Origin of the sequence: Arenimonas fontis, from assembly GCF_008386465.1 — a bacterium.
GTDB classification, from domain to species: Bacteria; Pseudomonadota; Gammaproteobacteria; order Xanthomonadales; family Xanthomonadaceae; genus Arenimonas; species Arenimonas fontis.
On the sequence record NZ_VUOD01000006.1, the window covers coordinates 58,034 to 79,695 of the forward strand.

At 69.3% G+C, this 21,662-nt stretch carries 24 protein-coding genes and 1 pseudogene; 6 read left to right on the forward strand and 19 right to left on the reverse strand.

Annotation, left to right across the window (positions count from 1 at the left end; all coding sequences use genetic code 11):
• Nucleotides 1-119: 119 nt before the first annotated feature.
• The 3 genes from F0415_RS09080 to F0415_RS09090 all read right to left on the reverse strand — a co-directional run bounded on the left by F0415_RS09080 (nt 120) and on the right by F0415_RS09090 (nt 2,371).
• On the reverse strand, nt 120-554 hold the full coding sequence (locus F0415_RS09080) for a PA2169 family four-helix-bundle protein (RefSeq protein WP_188310347.1): 435 nt from the start codon (nt 552-554) through the stop codon (nt 120-122).
• A 240-nt stretch (nt 555-794) separates the two neighbouring features.
• A complete protein-coding gene (locus F0415_RS09085) occupies nt 795-1,286 on the reverse strand; it encodes an NUDIX hydrolase (RefSeq protein WP_149860901.1) in 492 nt (163 codons plus the stop codon).
• A gap of 8 nt (nt 1,287-1,294) precedes the next feature.
• Complete coding sequence (locus F0415_RS09090; RefSeq protein ID WP_188310348.1) at nt 1,295-2,371, reverse strand: GGDEF domain-containing protein; 1,077 nt, start codon at nt 2,369-2,371, stop codon at nt 1,295-1,297.
• Between the two features lie 308 nt (nt 2,372-2,679).
• On the opposite strand from F0415_RS09090, the gene F0415_RS09095 reads away from it, so the two are divergent.
• Both F0415_RS09095 and F0415_RS12605 read left to right on the forward strand, forming a co-directional pair.
• Complete coding sequence (locus tag F0415_RS09095; RefSeq protein WP_149860903.1) at nt 2,680-2,871, forward strand: hypothetical protein; 192 nt, start codon at nt 2,680-2,682, stop codon at nt 2,869-2,871.
• A 3-nt stretch (nt 2,872-2,874) separates the two neighbouring features.
• On the forward strand, nt 2,875-3,039 hold the full coding sequence (locus F0415_RS12605) for a hypothetical protein (protein WP_188310349.1): 165 nt from the start codon (nt 2,875-2,877) through the stop codon (nt 3,037-3,039).
• Nucleotides 3,040-3,045: 6 nt separating this feature from the next.
• Here the strand turns inward: F0415_RS12605 and F0415_RS09100 are convergent, their stop codons facing one another.
• A complete protein-coding gene (locus tag F0415_RS09100; protein ID WP_149860904.1) occupies nt 3,046-3,456 on the reverse strand; it encodes a hypothetical protein in 411 nt (136 codons plus the stop codon).
• A 96-nt stretch (nt 3,457-3,552) separates the two neighbouring features.
• Between F0415_RS09100 and F0415_RS09105 the strand changes: the two genes are divergently transcribed.
• On the forward strand, nt 3,553-4,749 hold the full coding sequence (locus tag F0415_RS09105; RefSeq protein ID WP_149860905.1) for a lytic murein transglycosylase: 1,197 nt from the start codon (nt 3,553-3,555) through the stop codon (nt 4,747-4,749).
• A 116-nt stretch (nt 4,750-4,865) separates the two neighbouring features.
• On the opposite strand, the gene F0415_RS09110 is transcribed toward F0415_RS09105, so the two are convergent.
• Genes F0415_RS09110 through F0415_RS09125 form a run of 4 tightly spaced genes read right to left on the reverse strand, consistent with a single transcriptional unit; the run spans nt 4,866 to nt 7,260 of the window.
• The gene (locus F0415_RS09110) at nt 4,866-5,738 is read right to left on the reverse strand and encodes an acyltransferase (protein WP_342780502.1); all 873 of its coding nucleotides are present in this window, start codon (nt 5,736-5,738) and stop codon (nt 4,866-4,868) included.
• A gap of 30 nt (nt 5,739-5,768) precedes the next feature.
• Nucleotides 5,769-6,122 carry a DUF6164 family protein gene (locus F0415_RS09115; RefSeq protein WP_149860907.1) on the reverse strand — a complete coding sequence of 118 codons (354 nt, stop codon included), beginning with the start codon at nt 6,120-6,122 and terminating at the stop codon, nt 5,769-5,771.
• A 5-nt stretch (nt 6,123-6,127) separates the two neighbouring features.
• Nucleotides 6,128-6,673, reverse strand: coding sequence for an SRPBCC family protein (locus F0415_RS09120; RefSeq protein ID WP_246149926.1), 546 nt, complete (start codon nt 6,671-6,673; stop codon nt 6,128-6,130).
• An 11-nt stretch (nt 6,674-6,684) separates the two neighbouring features.
• A complete protein-coding gene (locus F0415_RS09125; RefSeq protein ID WP_210244175.1) occupies nt 6,685-7,260 on the reverse strand; it encodes a hypothetical protein in 576 nt (191 codons plus the stop codon).
• Nucleotides 7,261-7,345: 85 nt separating this feature from the next.
• Between F0415_RS09125 and F0415_RS09130 the strand changes: the two genes are divergently transcribed.
• Nucleotides 7,346-8,302, forward strand: coding sequence for a DUF808 domain-containing protein (locus F0415_RS09130; protein WP_210244176.1), 957 nt, complete (start codon nt 7,346-7,348; stop codon nt 8,300-8,302).
• 7 nt (nt 8,303-8,309) lie between these two features.
• Here the strand turns inward: F0415_RS09130 and F0415_RS09135 are convergent, their stop codons facing one another.
• Both F0415_RS09135 and F0415_RS09140 read right to left on the reverse strand, forming a co-directional pair.
• A complete protein-coding gene (locus F0415_RS09135) occupies nt 8,310-9,557 on the reverse strand; it encodes a GGDEF domain-containing response regulator (RefSeq protein ID WP_149860911.1) in 1,248 nt (415 codons plus the stop codon).
• Between the two features lie 97 nt (nt 9,558-9,654).
• The gene (locus tag F0415_RS09140) at nt 9,655-10,515 is read right to left on the reverse strand and encodes a transporter substrate-binding domain-containing protein (protein ID WP_188310350.1); all 861 of its coding nucleotides are present in this window, start codon (nt 10,513-10,515) and stop codon (nt 9,655-9,657) included.
• A gap of 191 nt (nt 10,516-10,706) precedes the next feature.
• Between F0415_RS09140 and F0415_RS09145 the strand changes: the two genes are divergently transcribed.
• Entirely contained in the window at nt 10,707-11,783 is a 1,077-nt protein-coding gene (locus tag F0415_RS09145) for a diguanylate cyclase (RefSeq protein WP_149860913.1), read from the forward strand.
• A 4-nt stretch (nt 11,784-11,787) separates the two neighbouring features.
• Here the strand turns inward: F0415_RS09145 and F0415_RS12895 are convergent.
• From F0415_RS12895 to F0415_RS09170, 6 genes and pseudogenes are all read right to left on the reverse strand, one after another.
• Nucleotides 11,788-11,895, reverse strand: a pseudogene (locus tag F0415_RS12895) (TraR/DksA C4-type zinc finger protein); the annotation flags it as partial.
• Nucleotides 11,896-11,907: 12 nt separating this feature from the next.
• Nucleotides 11,908-12,492: an NnrU family protein gene (locus F0415_RS09150; protein ID WP_149860914.1), complete on the reverse strand. Its 585-nt coding sequence runs from the start codon at nt 12,490-12,492 to the stop codon at nt 11,908-11,910.
• 91 nt (nt 12,493-12,583) lie between these two features.
• Nucleotides 12,584-12,877: a hypothetical protein gene (locus F0415_RS09155; RefSeq protein ID WP_149860915.1), complete on the reverse strand. Its 294-nt coding sequence runs from the start codon at nt 12,875-12,877 to the stop codon at nt 12,584-12,586.
• An 8-nt stretch (nt 12,878-12,885) separates the two neighbouring features.
• Nucleotides 12,886-13,461: a hypothetical protein gene (locus F0415_RS09160; protein ID WP_149860916.1), complete on the reverse strand. Its 576-nt coding sequence runs from the start codon at nt 13,459-13,461 to the stop codon at nt 12,886-12,888.
• A 98-nt stretch (nt 13,462-13,559) separates the two neighbouring features.
• Nucleotides 13,560-13,856 (reverse strand): HigA family addiction module antitoxin, encoded by a 297-nt coding sequence (locus F0415_RS09165; protein WP_149860917.1) that lies wholly within the window; start codon nt 13,854-13,856, stop codon nt 13,560-13,562.
• Nucleotides 13,856-14,137 carry a type II toxin-antitoxin system RelE/ParE family toxin gene (locus tag F0415_RS09170; protein ID WP_149860918.1) on the reverse strand — a complete coding sequence of 94 codons (282 nt, stop codon included), beginning with the start codon at nt 14,135-14,137 and terminating at the stop codon, nt 13,856-13,858. The genes F0415_RS09165 and F0415_RS09170 overlap by 1 nt, the downstream gene beginning before the upstream one ends.
• A gap of 350 nt (nt 14,138-14,487) precedes the next feature.
• Here F0415_RS09170 and F0415_RS09175 point away from each other — a divergent pair, with 350 nt between their 5' ends.
• Entirely contained in the window at nt 14,488-15,429 is a 942-nt protein-coding gene (locus F0415_RS09175) for an HNH endonuclease signature motif containing protein (protein ID WP_149860919.1), read from the forward strand.
• An 8-nt stretch (nt 15,430-15,437) separates the two neighbouring features.
• On the opposite strand, the gene F0415_RS09180 is transcribed toward F0415_RS09175, so the two are convergent.
• The 3 genes from F0415_RS09180 to F0415_RS09190 all read right to left on the reverse strand — a co-directional run bounded on the left by F0415_RS09180 (nt 15,438) and on the right by F0415_RS09190 (nt 21,511).
• Nucleotides 15,438-16,583: an NAD-dependent epimerase/dehydratase family protein gene (locus F0415_RS09180; protein WP_149860920.1), complete on the reverse strand. Its 1,146-nt coding sequence runs from the start codon at nt 16,581-16,583 to the stop codon at nt 15,438-15,440.
• A 147-nt stretch (nt 16,584-16,730) separates the two neighbouring features.
• Entirely contained in the window at nt 16,731-17,657 is a 927-nt protein-coding gene (locus tag F0415_RS09185; protein WP_149860921.1) for a M14 family metallopeptidase, read from the reverse strand.
• A gap of 113 nt (nt 17,658-17,770) precedes the next feature.
• The gene (locus F0415_RS09190; RefSeq protein WP_149860922.1) at nt 17,771-21,511 is read right to left on the reverse strand and encodes a methylmalonyl-CoA mutase family protein; all 3,741 of its coding nucleotides are present in this window, start codon (nt 21,509-21,511) and stop codon (nt 17,771-17,773) included.
• Between the last annotated feature and the right edge of the window lie 151 nt (nt 21,512-21,662).

Here is a 21,662-nt window from a genome sequence, read left to right on the forward strand (position 1 = left end):
GCGATGCCGGGCGGTTTTTTCATGCCGGTTCGGCTGCCGAGGCGGCCACGCAAAGGCTCGCCGGCAAACGGCGACGGGACGCGCATCGGCGCCACCCGCCGTGGACAGGGGCGGCGGTTTCAGGCGTTGCGCTGGACCGCGCGCAGTTCCTTGTTCAGCACTTCGGCCTTGCTGACGTATTGCTTGGCCAACACCCTCACCACGAAGCTCTGCTCGCGGTCCAGCACCACCTTCTGGAAGGTCTGCTGCAGCTGCCCCTCGACCTCGGCCATGCGCTGGAAGCGCTCGGCGGGGGCGGCCTGCTGCTTGCGCAGGCCGTCGTAGGCCTGGCTCAGGTCGGCCAGGGCTTCGGGCGGCTTGCGACGGCCGCGGCGCCTGGCCGGCTTCAGTTCGTTCGACAGTTCCTGCACCAGCTCCGATTTGGCCTTGGCCAGCTTCGAGAACAGGCTTGAGAGTTTCTTGTCCTTCACTTTCTGCGCCGCCTCCTCGTAGAAGGCGAAGCCGTCTTCGCTGATCTCGATCAGATCGGGAAGGCTGCTGGTGATATCGGTCATGCGGCGCTCCTTGGCGTATGAGGACGGACAGCGCGGTCGTCCCGAGGCCCAGGCCGGGCCCCGGTAGCCCCGGGTGGGGCGGCGATCGCGAAGGATTGCGAAGCAGGCGGCCACGAGGGCCGTTTCACGCCGCGACAGCATACGCGAGCGCCCGTAAAAATATGGTTATCCGGCCGATCACGCGCTTGAAACATCAGAGACCGGCACTTTTAGCCGGTTTTCGCTTCATTTCGAGTATTTTTAGCGCGAATACGACCAGCTCAGCATGCGCCCGGCGGCATAGGGCATCACCCCGTGGAAGGGGCGGGGGTCCTGGTCGAAGACCAGGGGCAGGAAATGCCGGTCGCCCTCCCACAGCGGCACCTCGCCGGCAAGCAGACGCTCCAGCGGCACCCAGGCCAGCTCGCCCTCGGCATTGCGCGCCGGCGGTCGGCCTTCGAAACGGTCCACCAGAAAGATGAAGCCCAGCCAGTCCTCGCCCCCTTTCCCGAAACCCGGCCAGCTGAGCGTGCCACGCAGGCGCAGGGACAAACACTCGATACCCGCCTCCTCGCGCAGTTCCCGGCGCATGCCGGCCATCGCGTCCTCGTCCGGCTCCAGCTTGCCGCCCAGGCCGTTGTACTTGCCGAGGTGGTGGTCGCCCTCCCGGGCATTGCGATGGACCATCAGGCAGTGGCGCCGGTCCGGCGACAGTACGTAGCCGAGCGTGGCCACGATCGGGGTGTAGGGCATCGGGACTCTCAGCGGGAATGGCGATTGCGGCCGCCCGTTTTCGCCCGGTAGAGGGCGGCATCGGCGGCGGCGATCCATTGTTCCGGGCCGGCCATGTCGCGGTCCAGCACCGCGAAACCGATGCTAATGCTGTAGGGCACGACGTTATCGGCTTCCTCGGCCCGGCGGCGCACCTGGCCGAGCAGACGCCGGGCCGCCTGCTCGGCGCCCTCCGGCCCGGTGTCGGGCATCACGACGACGAACTCGTCACCACCGTACCGGGCCGCGACGTCCACCGCGCGCAGGCCCCGACGAAGTTCCACGGCAAATTCCTGCAGTACCTGGTCGCCGACCAGATGGCCCAGTTCGTCGTTGATCTGCTTGAAGTTGTCGATGTCCACCATCATCAGCACCGCCGGCCGGCCGTGCCGGCTGAAACGCTGGAACTCGTGTTCCAGCGCCTGCCGCCAATGCTGGCGGTTGGGCAGGCCGGTCAGAACGTCGGTACGGTTGTGCAGTTCGAGCTGCCGGTTCTGCCGCAGCACGGCCTGCCCCAGCCGCCAGGTGGCCAGGCTGAGGGCCAGCGGATAGCCCAGCAGCAGCGGCAACGCGCACAGGATCACCGACATCGGTGACTCCGGAGACAGCGGGAAGCCCAGCAGGGTCCAGACCAGGCCGCCGCCACACAGCATCGCCAGCCAGCTGCGCGCCAGCAGCCGCCAGCCGCCGGCCGCCACCTTGTCCATGCTCAGCATGGCCAGCAGGACGGCCGATGGCAGCAGGTTGAACTGCATGACCGCGATCCAGGCGCCGCCGAAGGCCGAATCCAGCAGCAGGTTGCGCCTTTCGGCCTGGGCCGGATCCGGCGCCGAGTACGCCCAGTGGTAAGCCAGGTGTGGCCAGAGCAGCGCGTTGGCGGCCAACAGCAGCCAGGCCAGGGGACCGGCCTGATGAAGATGCAGAACCCCCGCCACCGCCACGCCACCCGCCGCCAGGCCGAACACGCGCATCGGATAGAGCCGGCGGACGAAGCGGAGGCCGCGCGCCCGTTCGGGCGGCTGCTCCGATTCCATCGCCGCGGCGGTCTGCAACAGCAATTCCGGCATGCCGTCACTTTCACGCCCGACCGGCCGGTCCGCAAGGCTACGCAAGTCGGGCTGGGCAGCGGCCAGGTGCCCTGCCGCGTCAGGCTTTGCCCGTCGTCGCGCCAGTGGCCTCCAGCCTGGCGCCGTTTCGATCGTCGGGCCAAGGCCTGCATCCACTCCCATATCTTGTGGCCGGCCGGATCGGAATCGTGACCGGCTTCACCATTCCGGCCCGTTGCCCCCGATGCTCAGCCCGTGTCCCGACGCCTTGGTACGAAACCTGCAGCGCTTGGCTGGCGACACTCCACCCCCCTAAAGGAGTTCACATCATGGGCACGGTAATCCCCTTCCCCGCCCGCAAGGTCTTGGACGAGGAGCTGGCGGTCCAGCTCTGGGAACTGGTCATGGCCGGCCGGATCGACAGCCCGGAATACCGCCGGCTCGACGCCGAGATCGCCAGGCGACGCCATCTGGCCGGGCATGCGCGCCCGCGGCCCTGGGCCGGACCGCGCAGGGCCTGAGCCATGCCTGCCTGGTGGCCCCGCCATGGTCGCCGTGGCCCGCGCCTGCCGGCGTGGCCGCGCGGCCGCCGGCCCAGGCGCGACGGCGCCGCCCCACGACCGATCCGGCATCCGCTGCGCGAGCTGACCCGCATGCTGCAGGCCTGGTGGCGGGCGCTCGGCGCCTGAGCCCCGCTACTGCCGCATGGGCTGGCGCTTGCCATCCGGCAACACCAGCTCGCATTCCCCCGTCCAGGCCGGCTGGTCAGCGGTGCCGCCTTGCAGCCGGCCTTCGGCCATTTCCCGGAACTCCCTTGCCAGGGCTGCCCGGCCCTCCCCGCTCAAGGCGCACTCCATGCGCATGCCGCCCGGCATGGTCTGGGAGTAGGGGCAACGTCCCGCTTCGTCCTCGCCGGCGACCACATGTTCGATGACGAAGCCCGGAACGAAGGGATGGGGTCCCTGATGGGTAGCGGCCGCGCACGCGTCCATGGCGTCGGCGAAAGCCAGATCGGCAGCGGCCTGGTTCACGGATGCGGCCACGGGCATGGCCAGTGCCGGCACCAGGGCAAGGACCAGTGCACTGCCGATTCGCGGATGTCTCATGACGATCACCTCGCCGGTTGGAATGTTCGATTCGGAAAACGGCCGATCACGCCCCGCCGGGCCATCGTTCAGCGCCGTGATGGCAAAGTGCGGCGCATGCTTCCGCTTGCCACCGTCCTGTTCGCCTTCGCCACCGCCGCCGGCGCCGGCGATCCGGATGCCGGGCAAGGCCGCCTGGACCGATGCCTGGCCGAGCTGCGCCCGCTGGCACTCGCCCGTGGCGTGTCCGCCGCGACCTGGGATGCCCACATGCCCGGGCGCAGGCAGGACCCGGAGGTGCAGAGGGCGCTGGACCGGCAGCCGGAGTTCGAGCTGCCGATCTGGGATTATCTGGCGGCGCTCGTGGACGAGGAGCGCATCGCCGACGGCCAGGCCCGCCTGCTCGAACATGCCGGCTTGCTGGCGCGCATGGAAGCCGAGCATGGCGTGGATGCCGCCACCGTGGTGGCGGTCTGGGGCGTGGAAAGCGACTACGGCCGCGTGACCGGCCGCAAGCCCCTGCTGGATTCGCTGGCGACGCTGTCCTGTGCCGGCCGCCGCCAGGCCTTCTTCCGCGGCGAGTTGTTCGCGCTGCTGGCGCTCATCGGGCGCGGCGACCTGGACGCCGAAGACCTGACCGGCTCCTGGGCCGGCGCCTTCGGCCAGACCCAGTTCATGCCTTCCACCTACGCCCGCGTCGCCGTGGATGGCGACGGCGACGGCCGTCGCGACCTGGTCGGCAGCGTCGCGGACGCCCTGGCCTCGACCGCCCACTATCTGCGCCGGGCCGGCTGGCAGCCCGGCCAGGCCTGGGGCCATGAAGTCCTGCTGCCCGAGGGCTTCGATACCTCCCTGCAGGGCCGCAGGCAGCGGCGCCCGCTCTCGTACTGGACCGACCGCGGCCTGCGCCGGGCCGATGGCGGCGACTGGCCGAAGGACGAACGCAAGGCGGCCCTGTTGCTGCCGGCCGGCCCGCAGGGTCCGGCCTTCCTGGTGTTCCGCAACTACGACGCGATCTTCAGCTACAACGCCGCCGAGAGTTATGCCCTGGCGATCGCCCTGCTCTCGGACCACCTCCGCGGCGGCGCCGGCCTGCGCATGCCCTGGCCCACCGACGATCCCGGCCTGTCGCGCGCCCAGCGGCGCGAACTGCAGGCCCTGCTGATCACCCGTGGCCATGACATCGGCGAGGTGGACGGGCTGCTGGGCGAACGCAGCCGCCGCGCCATCCGCGCCGAGCAGGCTCGTCTGGGCCTGGAGCCGGACGGCAAGGCCGCCCGCTCCCTGCTCGAGGCCCTGCGCCGGGGCGATTGAGGCCACTGGCCTGACCGCGATCAGCCTGGCTCCGGCCCCGGGTGGGCCGGCAGGAAACGGCCCGGCGCCCGCGATGCGCCCCGCCTGCGGACCGCCGACGCCGACCAGGTTCCGCCTCAGCCTGCCGACCAGCGCGCCAGGCGCGCGTCCTTCTCCGCCCAGAGCACGTTGATCCAGTCCTGGAAGCGCTGGCGGAACTGCGGATCACCGGTGTAATCGGCACCGGCGAAGCCTTCGGGAATGGACAGCAGGCGCAGGTGCACGCGCACCGTGCGCACGCGGTCGGCGAACAGGTCCACCAGGCTGGGCGTCGCCGGTTCGTAATGCAGGGTGACGTCGAGCACGGCATCCAGCACGTCGCCCATGGCGCCCATCACGAAGGCAACGCCACCGGCCTTGGGCCGCAGCAGGTGGCGGTAGCCGGCATCGCCGGCCTGGCGCTTTTCCGGGGTGAAGCGCGTGCCCTCGACGAAGTTCATCACCGACACCGGCAACTGACGGAACTTCAGGCAGGCCTTGCGGGTTTCCTCGAGGTCGCGTCCGGCCAGCTCGGGCCGGCGCGCCAGCTGCTGCGGCGTGTAGCGGCGCATGAAGGGGAAATCCAGCGCCCACCAGCACAGGCCCAGCACCGGTACCCAGATCAGGTTGCGCTTGAGGAAGAAGCGCAGCAGCGGGATGCGGCGGTTCAGCACCTTCTGCAGCACCGGGATGTCCACCCAGCTGCGGTGGTTGGCCAGCACCAGGTAGCGGCCTTCGGCGCGCAGGCCCTCGCCGCCCTCGACGATGAACCGGGTACGGGTGAAGCGGTCGATCATCCAGCCGTTGACGCCGATCCAGCTTTCGGCGATGGCCGGCAGCCAGCGCTCCAGCCGGCGGCGAAGACAGGGCAGCGGAAGCAACCACCTGAACAAGGCCGCGGCCAACAGCAAGGCACCGTGCAGGCAGGTGCTGGCGATGAACAGCAGCGCCGCCATCGCCATACGCGCCATCACCGGCATCACCCGTTCGCCCCCACCCCGTCAACGGCCCAACAGCAAGAAGGGCACCGTCACCAGGCCGAGCATGATCAGCAGGCCCAGCAGGGCCGCCAGGCTGCGCAGCGGGTGCTCGCGCCAGGGCGATTCGCGGTGGCCGGCGGCACGCAGTTCGCGCATGCGCCGGGAGCGCTCGGCCTGGTAGCGTTCGAGCAGGGCGCGGGCGCGCGCTTCCTCGGCTTCGTCGGCATCGTCCGGCAGCCAGATGCCGCCGCCGGAGACGCCCCACATGCTCGGGCGCGTCTCGTAGAAGTCCACGCCCTCGGCCTCCAGCAGGGCGCGCACCTCCTCCAGTTCGTCCTCGGGCACGTCGCGCAGGTGCATCAGCAGGACGGGCATGGCGATCACTCCGCCGGCGCGGCGGCGCCCAGGTGGGTGGCCAGCGCGCGCAGTTGCTGCGCCTGCACGCGATCCACGATCGGCGCCAGGGCCTGCAGGTCCTCGGTGGCGTAACCGCCGGCCCGGTAGCGCATGACGATGCGGCTGCCGCCTTCTTCCCGCGCCGCGATGCTGAACTCGAGCACACCGTGCAAGCCCAGCCCCTGCAGCGGCCCCAGGCCGCCCAGCAGGCGCAGAGTCTTCTCCGGGTCCACGAAGCCCACGCGCAGGTGTTCGGCCTGGCGCGCGCCGGCGCGTTCGCAGAAGCAGCCGCCGGCGACCGGGTCAATGCTCAGCGTTGACTCTTCGCCCCACCAGGTGTGGTCGCGCGGCCACCAGCGGTCCACTTCCCGGACCAGGCCACGCCAGGCCTCGGCTGGCGTCACCGGCACTTCCACCACGTTCTCGATGGTGAAACCGCTGGCGCTGGAATCCTTGAGTTCGGCCGCCGCCGGCGCGGCGAACCCTGTCAGCAGCACGAGCGCGGGGAAGCCTCGACGGAAGATGCGCATCCCGGTCCTCCTCATTCCAGCGGCAGCTTGTCGGCCAGATCGGGGCGCAGCGCGCCCTCCAGCAGCAGCGTTTCGGCGGATTTCGTCCGCAGGGCAAAGGGCACGACCTCGGCGCGCACGGCCTGGCCCTCGGGCGGCGCCTTCATGTCCCAGTCGGAGCCGGGCTGCGGCGTCAGCCGGGCGCTGCCCTCGGCGCCGGCGGCCAGGCCGCCCGACACCGGGAAGTTGAACACCTGCGCCAGCCAGGGCTCGCCGCCGCTGCGCAGGGTGACCTGTACCCACAACCGCTCGATGTCCAGCTGGCTCTCGTTGCGGAACTCGATGTCCAGGTAAGGCCGACGCTGGCCGGTCTGCGGATGGGTGTCGTAGCCATAGCTGGCGCCGGTGACGGCGAAACCCCGGGTGCGGGCCATGTCCGCGAGCACGCGCGCCGTCAGTTGCGCCTGGTCGAGCTTGCCGGCCCGGGCCGCGCCGGCCTCGCTGCCGTCTGATTGCGGTTCGCCGCCGCAGCCGGCGGCCGCCAGAACGACCATCGCCAGGACAAGCCCGCCCAGGTCCCGCACCCGCTCCCGAACCCGCATCGCCATCACCTCTCCCGGCATCCGCACCCAGTCTAGCCCAGCCCCGGCCGGGCCATGCCAGAATCCGCCTCCCGCCACACCCGGACCGGCCATGGCTTCCAGCCTGCTTGCTCTGCTCGACGACATCACCACAGTGCTCGACGACGTTTCGGTGATGACCAAGGTCGCCACCAAGAAGACCGCCGGCGTGCTCGGCGACGACCTGGCCCTGAACGCGCACCAGGTCACCGGCGTCAAACCCGACCGCGAGCTGCCGGTGGTCTGGGCAGTGGCCAGGGGTTCGCTGGTGAACAAGGCGATACTGGTGCCGGCGGCGCTGGCGATCAGTGCCCTGGAAGCCTGGCTCGGGGCCCGCGGTTACCCGATCCCGATCATCCTGCCGCTGATGATGGCCGGTGGCGCCTTCCTCTGTTACGAGGGCGCCGAGAAGCTGATCCACCGTTTCCTGCATTCAGCCGATGAGAAACGGGCGCAACACCAGGCCCTGAGCGAGGCCGTCGCCGACGAGCAGGTGAACCTGGTCGCCTTCGAGCGCGACAAGATCCGTGGCGCCATCCGCACCGATTTCATCCTGTCGGCCGAGATCATCGTGATCAGCCTGGGCACCGTGGCCGGCAAATCCTTCTCCGTGCAGGTCGGCACCCTGGTGGCCATCGCCCTGCTGATGACGGTTGGCGTGTACGGCCTGGTCGCCGGCATCGTGAAGATGGACGACGCCGGCCTGAGCCTGAGCCGGCATCCCGGCCAAGGCCGCTCCGACCGCCTCCGGCGCGCTTTCGGCCGCGGCATCCTCTACAGCGCGCCCTGGCTGATGAAATTCCTGTCGGTGGCCGGCACCGCCGCGATGTTCCTGGTCGGCGGCGGCATCCTGGTCCATGGCATCGGCCCGCTGCACCACGCCCTCCAGGCAATCGGCCCCGGCGGCGGCCTCGGCACCGTCACGGCCCTGCTGGCCGAGGGTCTGTTCGGCGTGCTGGCCGGCGCCCTGGTCGTGGCCGCGCTTGGGCTGCTCAGGCGCCTGCGCGGCGGCGGCTCCGCAACTGCCTGAAGCCGCCCTATTTCTGCAGGAACTGGATCAGCTGCGCCCGCTGCCTCGGACCCAGCAGGCGCAGCAGCGGCAGCAGTTTTCCGATCACCGCCGGCACCTGCGGCAGCACCTCCCGGGCCCGGCCCTGGCGGATGCGCTCCAGCACCTCGTCCACGCTGATCTCCGCGGATGCGGCGGCAGCAGGCGCTGAAGCAGGCGCGGACGATGCCGACCTTGCAGCCGGCGCGGGCTGTGCGGCGGGCGCGGCCGCCGCCGGAACGGTGGTCGGGCCGGCCGTCGGCGCCGCCACTTCGGCAGAACCCGAGGCTCCCGGCGCGTCCGCCGTGATCGCCGACGCCGGCGGCGACGCGCCCTCTTCCACCGGCCCGGCCTCCGGCAGCGGTTCCAATCGCCGCTGGATCGCTTCCAGGGCTTCGACCGCGCCCATGTTGGGGTCCAGCAGCGGGCTCATCACTGCGGTCAGCAACCTGACCTGCCGCGGCTCGCCGGCGATGACCGGCGGAGCCGAGGCCAGCCGTTCGCGCAGCCAGTCCACCAGGGCGATGATGCCGGCCTCCTGGCCGCCGGGTAGCGACAGGCCGAACGCGCCCAGACCGATGCGGCCGGCGGTGTCTTCCTTGCGGATGCGGCCGCGCAGCAAACGGCCGACATGCTGCAGCAAGGCGTCGGCGGCCTCGCGCCCGTGCTGCAGAAAGAAGCGGCGGAAGTCTTCGATCTCGACCTGCATCAGACTCAGCGGCTGTTGGTGCCGTCGCGCGTAGGCGATGTCCTGCTGAAGGCGATCCACGAAACCGGCCCGATTGGCCAGGCCGGTGGTCGGGTCCAGGGTGATGGCTTCCTGCAGGCGGCGGGTCACCCGCGTGTAGGTGGCGTGGGCCCGGGCGCGGGCGATCAGGTCGCTGGCGGTGAAGGGCTTGGAGATGAAATCGGTGGCGCCGCGGTCCAGGGCCTTCATGCGCGCCTTCTCGTCGTCCTCGGCGCCGGTGACCACGATCACCGGCAGGCCCTGGATGCCGCTGTCCTCGGCACTGCGGATCTTCTCCAGCAGACCGTAGCCGTCCAGGCGCGGCATGTTCAGGTCGGTGAAGACCACCTGGATGGCGTGGTCGGCCTCGACCTTGGCCCAGGCATCCAGGCCGTCGTCGCCGGTGACGATGTCGAACTCGTCGCCCAGCATCTTCAGCGCCGCCTTGCGCATCAGCCTGGAATCATCCACCACGAGGATGCGCGCCCGGGCGCCGGCCTGCTCGCTCATGGAACCTCCCCCCGACTGGACCCGGCCCAATCTAAACCGGGCCCGGGGCCTGGCCCAAGCGATACCGTCACGGTTTGCGCCGGCCGCTTCCCGGGAATCAGGGCGAAGCGGCCATCGGGTAGCGCCGGCCGCGGCGCCAGCGCCACAGGACCAGCGACATCAGCGCCAGCACCGCCGCGCCGGCCAGCCACCAGGGCCAGCGCCGGGCATGGGTGGCGGCGGAACTGTCTTGCCAGCGCATGCGCATTTCCAGCAAGCGGTCACTGCCTTCCAGGCGGGACAGGCCGGCGTTCAACTCGGCGACCAGGTCCGGGCGACGGGGGTTGACGCCGAAGGCGTACTCCATCACCAGCATGGGCGGGCCGACTGCGGCGATGTGCCGCAGCCGGTGTCGGGCGACGGCCCGCTCGCCGATGTCCGCCGGCACCAGGGCCAGATCGGCCTCGCCCCTGGCCACCGCCAGCACGGCACCCTCCTCGACATTGACCGGCATCAGTCTGGCGCCGGTGCGGCCGGTGTTCAGCCACTCCCAGGCCAGGCCGCCGAACTGCACGGCCACCCGCCGGCCAGCCAGATCCGCCACCCCCGCCACCGGCGGCGCATCCGAGCGCGCGTACAGCCGGTGGTGGCGATAGTCGAAAGGCCGGGTGAACAGGAAGCGTTGGCGACGGTCGCCGGAGATGAACATCGGCACCACGTCCAGTTCGCCCCGCTCCAGCCGATCCAGCACGCCGTTCCATTCGCCGAACTGGAAACGCAGCTCCAGTCCGCGGTCGGCGGCGATCGCCCGGAGCAGTTCGACGTCGAACCCGGCCGGCTGGCCACGCTCGTCCAGGAAATGATGCGGCGGATAACGCGGGTCGCCGCCCATCCGCACTGGTCCTGCCGCCTCCGCCCGTGCCGTCGGCGGTGGGGTGAGCAGCAAGGCCAACAGACAAAGCAGGCCGGCGACGCGCATCTCGAATCTCCCTGGCATGCCTCGCGCCCGCAGCCGGCGCGATGCCGCCGGCCACAACATGTGCGCCGGCCGTGTCCGGGGGTCAAGTCCCGACCCGAAAAATGACCGGTGCGACTATCGGTGTTAGCGGGGTTATCCTTGCCCGCACGGCGGGCCGGCCCTGATCGGCCGCCGGAACAGGGGACGACACCATGGCCAGCGACACCCCGCCGCGCCCGGCGACGGCCGCACATGGCGCTACCGGCAGGAACCGGCTGCCCTGGCGGGTGTATCCGTTGCGTGCCCTCGGCATGGGCCTGGCCTTCCTGCCCATGTACGCCGTGCTGCGCGAACTGGAATCGCCGCCGGCGGTCTGGGCCTGGGCGGCGTTCAGCGCCTTCGTCTGGCCGCACCTGGCCTTCGCCCTGGCGGCCCGCGCCGCCGAGCCCGACCGGGCCGAAATACGCAATCTGATGCTCGATTCGATGATCGCCGGCAGCTGGGTGCCGCTGCTGCACTTCAACCTGCTGCCTTCGGCGGTGCTGGTGACGGTGGCCACCGCCGACAAGATCAATTCCGGCGTGCGCGGCCTGTGGCTGCGTTCGCTGCCCGCCATGCTGGCGGCACTGGTGTTCACCGGCCTGGCCTACGGCTGGTACGTGCAGCCGGAATCCAGCCTGCCGGTGATCCTGGCCTGCCTGCCGCTGATGACCATCCACACCCTGGCGGTCAGCGCCAACCTGTACCGGCTGGTGCGCAAGCTGCAGCGGCAGAATCTGCTGTTGGACCGGATCAGCCGTCAGGACGACCTGACCGGCCTGCACAGCCGGGCGCACTGGCTGGCCGAGGCGGAGCAACTGCTGCGTGAACACCAGGAAAGCGGCCGACCGGCCACCCTGACATTCCTGGACGTGCACCACTTCAAGGCGACCAACGACCGCTACGGCCATGCCGTCGGTGACGACGTGCTGCGCGGCATCGCCGGTCAGATTCGCGCGCACCTGCCCGAAGGCGGCCATGCCGGCCGGCTCGGCGGCGACGAATTCGCCCTTGCCCTGCCCTACGGCCTCCCCGGTGCCGAGGCCCTGGCCGGAACCCTGCGGGTGGCGGTGGAAACCCTGGAATTCCCCTGCCACCCGGGCCTGCGTTGCTCGATCAGCCTTGGCCTGGCCGAGCCGCCCGGCGCCGGGCTGGGCCTGCGCGAATGGATGGAAGCCGCCGACCGCGCGCTCTACGAAGCCAAGCAGGCCGGCCGCAACCGCACCGCCGGCGCCCGGCCACGGGCCTGAGGCTTCAGCGCAGCTGGCTGTCCTTGCTGCCGCGGCGGTTGTAGCCGCTGCCGACGCGCTGTTCGGCGTCGCGCGCCTGCTGACAGGACAGGCACAGGCGCACGCCCGGCAGCCGGCTCATCCCTCACCAGGTGGTTCCGAACGGGGCCACGCCCATCAGGCGAATGTGCGCCCAGAAGGCGAACCCCGCCCACAGCGCCACGCCCAGCACCACCGCGGCCAGCGTGAAGCCCCAACTCGGCGCCCGGGTGGCCGCCGCCGGCGGCCGCTTCCAGCTCAACAGCAGGCACAGCACCGACCACAGCAGGAAGCCGCCGAACAACAGCACCGCGTGCAGAAAGCCATTGACCAGCACGTGCGCCAGCGCCCACAGCGACACGCCGATCAGCATCGGGTGGCGCAGCCAGCTTCGGAAGTGGTTGCGCGGCAGATTCCCGGCCAGCACCAGCACGAAGGCCACCAGGGTCAGCAGGCCGGCGCCGTGGCGCAGGGCGATCGGCGGCACCCAGAGTAGGGTGGTGTCGCCGGCCCCGGCCGGGCCGTAGCCCAGGATGATCATGGCCAGGCCGATGACGGCCACCAGGCTGTAGGCGGCCTTCCAGCGCATCAGGCCAAGCGCGGCGACGCCGGCCTCGCGCACGCGCGGCGACAGCATGCGCAGCGAATGGACGCCCAGGAACAGGATCAGGCCGAGGACGAGCCAGGACATGGAAGCACTCCGTCAGGGTTGGCGAAGCGATTCTAGGCCGGCGGACGGATCTCCGGAGCAACGGGACGGACTGTCCCGCCGATCGGCCCTCTCAGCCTCCGCAGCCCCCGCAGCAGACCGAGGGCAGCTGACGCAGGTCGCACTCGCTCACCGCCAGGCCGGCCTCGCCCAGCAGCCGGCGCAGTTCCCTGGAGCCCAAGCAGGTGGACAGGCGTAGCAGGGCGCGCCCGCCGTCCACGTCCAGCAGCGCCGCCGGGTCGGCGGCCAGCAGGGCTTCGGCGATGGCGGCCAGGGGCAGCTGGCGGCCAAGCAGGCTGATTTCGTATTCCATGACGACACCCCGAACGATGTCGGCATGGTGGCCGGCGGCAGAGGACGCGGCCATGACGTGGGTCAATCGGGCCGGTGTTTGCCCGGCTCCGGGGTCGTTTGTTCGATGATGCGCAGGGCCTCTTCCTGGCGGGCGCGCAGTTCCTCGTCCTCGGCCAAGGCCTGGTTGGCCTTGTGCTGCGCGCGGATTTCGGGGCTGATGACGTCGATCTGGCGCGGGCGCGACAGCAGGGCCCGGTCGCCCGGGGCAAGCTGGCAGTTGCGGCTCAGGATCTCCAGTTCGTCGCCGGTAGTGGCGGCACCGCTCTGCAGGTTCACCACCACACCCAAGGTGTCGCCCAAGGGTTCCAACGCCTTGCAGATGCGGTCGATCGTGGCGTAGCTGCGTAGCTCGTTGCGGTCGACGATCACGAACAGGTTCTCGCGGTCCAGCCAGACGACCGAACGCACGCCCTCCACCTTCCGGGCGGCGGCCCTCGCGGCTTCTGGATCTACACGGCGAGTGCCGTCGGGCAGTTTGATGGCCCTGCGGAAATCGTCGTTCATGGCTTCCACGTTGCGCTTCAGGGCCTCCTGGTCGCCGGTGAGCGCCGCGGCCTCAATGGCCGCCATCTGCGCGGTGACGCGGGCCGGATCCATGCCCTGCCCAGCCTGCCGGGGGTTGTCCTGGTCCGCGTGCCGCCCCGTACAGGCGGTAAGCGCCATCACAAGCAGGATGCCGGCAACACAGCGCATGCTCAGGCCACCCGCCGGACCTGGGACAGTGTCCGGCCCAAGGAACGCCGGGCCTCTTTCAGGTCGTACTCCGCCTGCAAGCCCAGCCAGAACCGCTCGCTCGTGCCCAAGGCCGCGGCCAGGCGGAGCGCGGTGTCGGCCGTAATGCCACGCTTGCCCAGCACGATCTCGTTGATTCGCCGCGGCGGCACGCCGGCCGCCCGGGCCAGCGCGTTCTGGCTCAGACCAAGCGGCTCGAGGAACTCGGCCATCAGGACTTCGCCTGGGTGGATGTTGGGCAACTGTTTGTTGGTGGCCATCAGTGGTAATCCACGATCCCTACGTCATGGGCATCACCATCGCGCCAGCGAAAGCACGCCCGCCATTGGTCGTTGATCCGGATGCTGTACTGGCCACGTCGATCACCCACCAGCACCTCCAGGCGATTCGCGGGAGGCACACGCAGATCCTCGAGGCTTGCTGCGGCATTCAGCATCCTCAGCTTGCGCCGCGCCACCCGCTGGATGGCGGCTGGAAGATGCCGACTGCGCTGGCCATTCCAGATCCTTTCCGACTCCGGGTCAGCGAAGCTCCGGATCACGGCGCGACCATAACGCTATCCGATATATAACGCAAGTCGTTATAGATGGGCATATGGGCGGACCCAAAGGCCAAGGGCCCGCAGCATCCCGATTTTCTGTTGCCTGGTGCATCCGAAACCTCGGGACAGCGCGGTCCGAACTGCCTGCACGGACGGCCCTACTCTGATTCCACGCCAGACAGGTCCAGCACCCAACGCGGCGTGCCCGGGCTTTCGGAACACTGGAGGGCCGGGGCCGGATCATATGGCTAACCGGGGTATCGCCGCCTGATACAAACCTTCCCCGTACTGCTCGGCCTGTACTAACCTGGTGGTGCCGCCAAGGGGAGATTGGGTTAAGGGGAATAGCCGTGGCGTTCTGGTGGGTAAACCACAAGCAGACGCGGGACCATGAGGTCAGCGGGGGCTATCTATGGTCGCCCTTTCGAAACGCAAACGGCGCCTATAACCAGACGTACGAGAACATGCGCCATGCCCAAGTGGGCGACATAGTCTTCTCGTATGCGAACGGCAGGATCGGCGCAGTTGGCCGGGTGACCGCTGAAGCAACGCCCTGCCCAAAGCCAGCCGAGTTCGGAGTTGTCGGTGACTACTGGTCTGACGAAGGCTGGCTGGTCGAAGTCGAGTTCGTGGAGGTACCCAAGCCGATTCGACCAAAGGAACATATGCAGGCGATCGGGCCGCATCGTCCGGACAAGTACTCGCCAATCAACGCAAACGGCGATGGCAATCAGGGCTGCTATCTAGCCGCAATTCCTGACACCCTCGGCCATCTCCTGATGGCGCTCACCCAGGCGGATGAGCTGCAACTGGATAAGAAGCTCAAGATTCAGGAATCCGAACCCGATGCCATCGTCCTGGAAGATCTGCACCAGATCGACCTGGACCTCACCATCCCGGACACCCAGCGCCTTCAATTGGCCAAAGCACGTGTCGGCCAGGGCCTGTTCCGGAAACGCGTTCTGATGCTGAACGAAAGCTGCCGGGTCACCGGCGTGACCGACCGCCGCCTGCTGATTGCCAGCCACATCAAGGCCTGGAAGGATTCGTCCAATGCCGAGAGGATCAGCGGCTATAACGGCATCCTGCTATCGCCGCATGTGGATGCCCTCTTCGACGGCCACCTGCTGACCTTCGAGGACGACGGGCGGATGCATATTCATGAATCCCTGCCCGCCGACGTGCTCGAGCGCTGGTCCATCGACCCTAGCATGAAGGTGGAGAAGTTCCGGCCAGAACAGGCGGCCTTCCTGGCGCACCACCGGTCGGTTTTTGCCAGGAAGGTCGCCTAGGGCAGGCCTCAACCCTGCTTCGCCTTCCAGGCCTTCAGGATTTCCGCTTCCTTCTCGCGGCTGATGCCGGCGCGAACCTGGGCCTGTCGTTCGGCCGGCAAGCCGTGGAACCAGGCCAACAGCTCGGCGACGGTGGTGGCCAGCGGACGGAAGCTCAGGCCGGCGGCGATCGCGCGGGCATTGCTGACGGCGCCATAGCCGGAATACGGCGTGCCCTCGCGCGGCACCCAGATCGGCAGTTGCGCCTGCTGCTTCTCGAGGAAATCGGCTGGCACGTGCGTGTAGCGGATCGGCCCGCCGGTGACGGCGTGGCAGCCGTGCAGCATGGCGTCAGTGGTCAGGGTGTAGTCGGGGCCGCAGGCGTTGAAGACACCGGTGGTGCCATTCTCGGCCAGGCGGATCATCCACTCGGCCAGATCGCGGCCATCGATGATCTGCACCGGATCCTGGCCGTCGCCTGGCACCAGCACCTCGCCGCCGTCGGCCACGCGCAGTGGCCAGTAGGTGAAACGGTCGGTCTCGTCGCGCGGGCCGACGATGTAGCCCGGGCGCACGATGGTCACCTTCTTGCCGAACTGCTTGTGCGCCTCGGCCTCGCTGAGCGCCTTGAGCGGGCCGTACAGGTTCTCGATGTCGGCTAGCAGGGTTTCGCGGGTTTCGGCCATGGCGTCGCGGCCCTTGTAGGGGGCCAGTGGCGCGTCTTCGTCGAGGCCGGGCTTCGAACCGTCGGCATAAACCGAGATGGTGGAGATAAACAGGTAGTGGCCCACCTTGCCGGCCAGCACCTTGCCGGCATCGCGCACCCAGGACGGCAGGCTGGTGGGGTTGTCTATGCAGACGTCCCACGTGCGGCCTTGCAGCGCCCGCAGGTCGCCGGTGCTGCGGTCGCCCACCAACTGCTCGACCCGGTCGCCCCATTCGGCGATGGGCCGGCGGCCGCGGTTGAAGGTGGTGACGCGGTGCCCGCGCGCCAGCGCATAGGCGACCTGGAAGGGCCCGGTGAAGCCGGTGCCGCCGAGGATCAGGACGTTCAGCGGCGTGTCGGCCCTGGGCACCTTGGCCATGGCCGCCCGGGCGGCGGCGAAGGACGGCAGCATGGCGCCGGCGGCGGCCAGGCCGCCAAGCTTGAGCAGGTCGCGACGGGTGGTGGACATGGCGGGCTCCGCGGCGGTGGTGGCGGCACCATGGCATCACGGCCTGGCCGGCGCCCCTGTCGGAAGTCGGGGGAGCCCGGAACTGCCCGACCGGACAGCCGCACGGCCTGCCAGGCGGGATTCCCGCCATCCGCTGCCGGGCGGGTGTCAGCGCTGGTGTGCCAGGGCGTAGTCCAGCGCGGCCCGCACGGCCACGGCCTGGGCCTCGTTGCACTGCTCGGGCGTGGCCCGCGGGCTGTCCGGGTAGACCTCGGTGGTGGTGCGGTAGCGGGCCCCGGTCATGCCGGCGCACAGGCCCAGATCGCGGCAGGGGTATTCGATGACGCCGTGGGCCACCACCGGCGAACCGATGATCTCGCCCTTATCGTCCGGCAGGGCGATATGGGTGACCTTGGCCACCGCCTCGATGACAGCCTGCTGGAAAGCCGGTTCCGGCGCCTCGCTGTCGGCGCAGAGATAGAAACCATCCGGAATGGTGCCCGGCTCGAAGGGCTTGCCATCGCGGGCGGCCAGGGCCGGGCGGAACTCGGTTTCGTCGCTGTCGGTGGTTTCGTGCAGGTCAACATGCAGCAGGAAACGGCCCTGCAGCGGTTCCATCAGCTGCATCAGCGCCGCCGATTCCCCAGCCGGGCTGGGCGTCCGGAAGCTGCGGTTCGGGTCCACCGCCTCCGGATTCCAGCGGTGGATGCGCTCATAGGCCCAAGGGCTGATGCAGGGGGCGATCAGCAGGTTCAAGCGGCCGGCGTAATCGGCGGCATCGCGCTCGGCAAAGCGCAGCGCGCCGAACACGCCGCTGGTCTCGTAGCCGTGCACGCCACCGGTGACCAGGGCCACCGGCAGATCATCACGCCAGTCGCGGCTGCGCAGGGAGAACAGCGGGTAGCGGCCGTCGGGCGAGTAGTCGAGCTCGCCGTACTGGATGACGTCAAAGTGGGCGCGCAGGCGCTCGATGACCGGAAGGACGTCGTCGGCGTAGCGGCGCCGGACCAGCTGGCGGGAGCGCCAGAGGGCTTTCTCGGCCGTGCCCCAGGGCGTACCCGGGGTGCCGATCGGGTAGAAATTTCCAACGCTCATCTACGGACACTACTCATGTAAGTCGGCTTGGACCTGTAGCCCAGGACAGTTCACGGCGTCGATGACCAGGATCGCCGGCCAGCGCGTGATCGTCTCGGGCCCAGCCCGCATGCCTACATATTCCGCCGATACTCCCCACCCACCTCATAAAGGGCATGACTGATCTGCCCCAAGCTGTGGGTCTTCACCGCCTCCATCAACGCGGCGAAGATGTTCTGGCGGTCACGGGCGACGGCCTGGAGGGCCTTCAGCGGGGGCACGCGATCCGCTGCCCCGGTCGTGCCCAGCGGACGCGGTAGCTCGACGGCATTGCGGGCCTCCTGGAAGGCCTTCACGTTGGCGATCTGCTGGGCCTTTTCCTCGGGCGTGCTGCGGATAAGTTCGATCTCGGTGGCGACCTCACTGCCGCCGTCCTTGGCGCGGAAGGTGTTCACGCCGATCAGCGGCAGGCTGCCGTCGTGCTTCTTCTGCTCGTAGTACAGGCTTTCTTCCTGGATCTTGCCGCGCTGGTACATGGTGTCCATGGCGCCGAGCACGCCGCCGCGCTCGCTGATGGCCTCGAACTCCCTGTAGACGGCTTCCTCCACCAGGTCGGTCAGCTGCTCGACGATGAAGCTGCCCTGCCAGGGGTTCTCGTTGAAGTTCAGCCCCAGCTCCTTGTTGATGATCATCTGGATGGCCACGGCGCGCCGCACCGATTCCTCGGTCGGGGTGGTGATGGCCTCGTCGTAGGCATTGGTATGCAGGCTGTTGCAGTTGTCGAACAGCGCATACAGGGCCTGCAGCGTGGTGCGGATGTCGTTGAACTGGATTTCCTGGGCGTGCAGCGAGCGGCCCGAGGTCTGGATGTGGTACTTCAGCATCTGGCTGCGCTCGTTGGCGCCGTAGCGCTCGCGCATGGCGCGGGCCCAGATGCGGCGGGCCACCCGGCCGATCACCGTGTACTCCGGGTCCATGCCGTTGCTGAAGAAGAAGCTCAGGTTCGGGGCGAAGTCGTCTACGTGCATGCCCCGGGCCAGGTAGTATTCGACGATGGTGAAGCCGTTGCTGAGCGTGAAGGCCAGCTGGCTGATCGGGTTCGCGCCGGCCTCTGCGATGTGGTAGCCGGAGATGGACACCGAGTAGAAGTTGCGGACCTTGTGATCCACGAAGTACTGCTGGATGTCGCCCATCATGCGCAGGGCGAACTCGGTGCTGAAGATGCAGGTGTTCTGCGCCTGGTCTTCCTTGAGGATGTCGGCCTGGACGGTGCCGCGCACGGTGCGCAGGGTCTCTTCCTTGATGCGCGCGTAGACCTCGGGCTCGACCAGCTGGTCGCCGGTCACGCCCAGCAGGCCCAGGCCCAGGCCGTCATTGCCCTCGGGCAGCAGGCCGGCGTACTCGGGGCGCTTGCGGCCCTCGTACATCTTCTCGATCTTGGCGTGGGCGGCGTCCCAGCGGCTCTGTTCGGCGCGCAGGTATTTCTCCACCTGCTGGTCAATCGCCGTGTTCATGAACATGGCCAGGATCATCGGCGCCGGGCCGTTGATGGTCATGCTGACGCTGGTGGTGGGCGCGCACAGGTCGAAGCCGCTGTACAGCTTCTTCATGTCGTCCAGCGTGGCGATGGACACACCGCTATTGCCGATCTTGCCGTAGATGTCCGGGCGCTCGGCCGGGTCCTCGCCGTACAGCGTCACGGAATCGAAGGCGGTGGACAGGCGCGCCGCCGGCTGGCCCAGGCTCAGGTAGTGGAAGCGGCGGTTGGTGCGCTCGGGCGTGCCCTCGCCGGCGAACATGCGGATCGGGTCCTCGCCGGTGCGGCGGTAGGGGTAGACGCCGCCGGTGTAGGGGTAGGAACCCGGCAGGTTCTCCTTGCCAAGGAAACGCAGCAGCTCGCCCCAGCTCTTCCACTTCGGCGCGGCGATCTTGGGGATCTTCTGGTGGCTGAGCGATTCCCGGTAGTTCTCCACCCGGATGGTCTTGCCGCGCACCTGGTACTCGTTCACTTCGTCGGTGACGGCTTTCAGGCGCTGCGGCCACTCGCGCAGCAGGCTCAGGGATTCGCTGGAAAGCGCCTTCACGGCGTCGTTGTAGCGCTGGCGCAGCACCACCAGGCTGCGGTCCGGCGGCGTCTGGGCCGCCGGCTGGTCGCCGGCGGCGGCGCCCATGCGGCGCTCCCACTGGAACACCATCTTGCGGCGGTCCAGGCCGCTGCGGCGCTCGCCGCAGGCCGGCCACTCGCCCTGGGCCAGATGCGGCTGCGCCTGCGGCGGCGGCATCAGCAGGTGGTGCGGGTCGTACAGGTCCAGGGGCTTGGGCAGGGCCGGGTCGCCCAGCTCGCGCAGGCTTTCCCAGTAGTGTTGGGCGCGCTCGGCGGCCTCGGCCTGCTTCTCGATGGAGGCATTGATGGCCCGGCCCTGCTCGGCGATCTCGGCCAGGTAGCGGTTGCGGTTGCCGGGAATCAGCACCGTGGCCCGCGGTTCCTTCAGGCGGGTGTCCACCTGCGGCTCGAAGTCGCAGCGCGGGCTGGCGGCGCCGAGCTTCTCGCGCAGCAGCCGGCACAGGTTGGCGAACATCCAGGTCACGCCGGGGTCGTTGAACTGCGAGGCGATGGTCGGGTAGACCGGCACGTCCTCGTCCTTGAGCTGGAAGGCCACCCGGTTGCGCTTCCACTGCTTGCGCACGTCGCGCAGGGCGTCCTCGGCGCCGCGCTTGTCGAACTTGTTCAGCACCACCAGCTCGGCGAAGTCCAGCATGTCTATCTTCTCGAGCTGGCTGGGGGCGCCGAAGTCGCTGGTCATCACGTAGACGGGGAAGTCCACCAGGTCCACGATCTCCGAATCGCTCTGGCCGATGCCGGCGGTCTCCACCATCACCAGGTCGAAGCCCTGGGCGCGCAGGAAGGCCACGCAGTCCTTGAGCACGGCATTGGTGGCCACGTGCTGGCGGCGGGTGGCCATCGAGCGCATGAACACCCGCGGGCTGCGCAGGCTGTTCATGCGGATGCGGTCGCCCAGCAGGGCGCCGCCGGTGCGGCGGCGGGTCGGGTCCACCGAGATCACGGCGATGCGCATTTCCGGGAAATGCTGCAGGAAGCGGTTCATCAGCTCGTCGGTGACGCTGGACTTGCCGGCACCGCCGGTGCCGGTCAGGCCCACCACCGGCGTCTTGCCGCCGGCCAGCTGCCACTGCTTGCGCAGGCTGGCAAGGGTGGCCTCGTCCAGGACTTCGTTCTCGAGGGTGGTGAGCATGCGGCCCAGGGCGATCTCGTCGCCCGGGTCCACGATGGCGCTGATGCCGGCGTCGGCGGTCGAGCCGGGCTCCGCCCCTTTCCGGGCCTGGGCCCGCTTCGTGGCGGCCTTCCCGGAGCCGGACCGCGCCGGAGCCGGCCCCCGGTTTCCGCCCCCCCGCTGCTCCCTGGCCTCCCGCGTCCGGCGCACCAGGTCCTCGATCATGGCCACCAGGCCCATCTGCATGCCGTCGTTGGGGTGGTAGATGCGCTCCACCCCGTAGTCCTGCAGCTCGCGGATCTCCTCCGGCGTGATCGTGCCGCCGCCGCCGCCGAACACGCGGATGTGGCCGGCGCCGCGCTCGCGCAGCATGTCCACCATGTACTTGAAGTACTCGATGTGGCCGCCCTGGTAGGAGGAGACGGCGATGCCGTCGGCGTCCTCCTGCAGGGCCGCCCGTACCACGTCCTCGACGCTGCGGTTGTGGCCCAGGTGCACCACTTCCACGCCCTGGGCCTGGATCAGCCGGCGCATGATGTTGATGGCCGCGTCGTGGCCGTCGAACAGGCTGGCGGCGGTGACGAAGCGCAGCGGGGCGCGTTCGGTCTGGGCCTCGGGAAGCTGGTTGGCGGGAGTGCTCATGGGCGCTCGGGCTCCGGGAAACTGCGGAATCGCCCGATTGTAGCGCCCCGCCCCGGTTCCGCACCCGGACGGACGGGTCGCACCGCGTCACGCCGACACGGCAGGTCCGAAGGAGACGCCTGCTTGTTCCTGCGATATCCGCGTGGCCTTC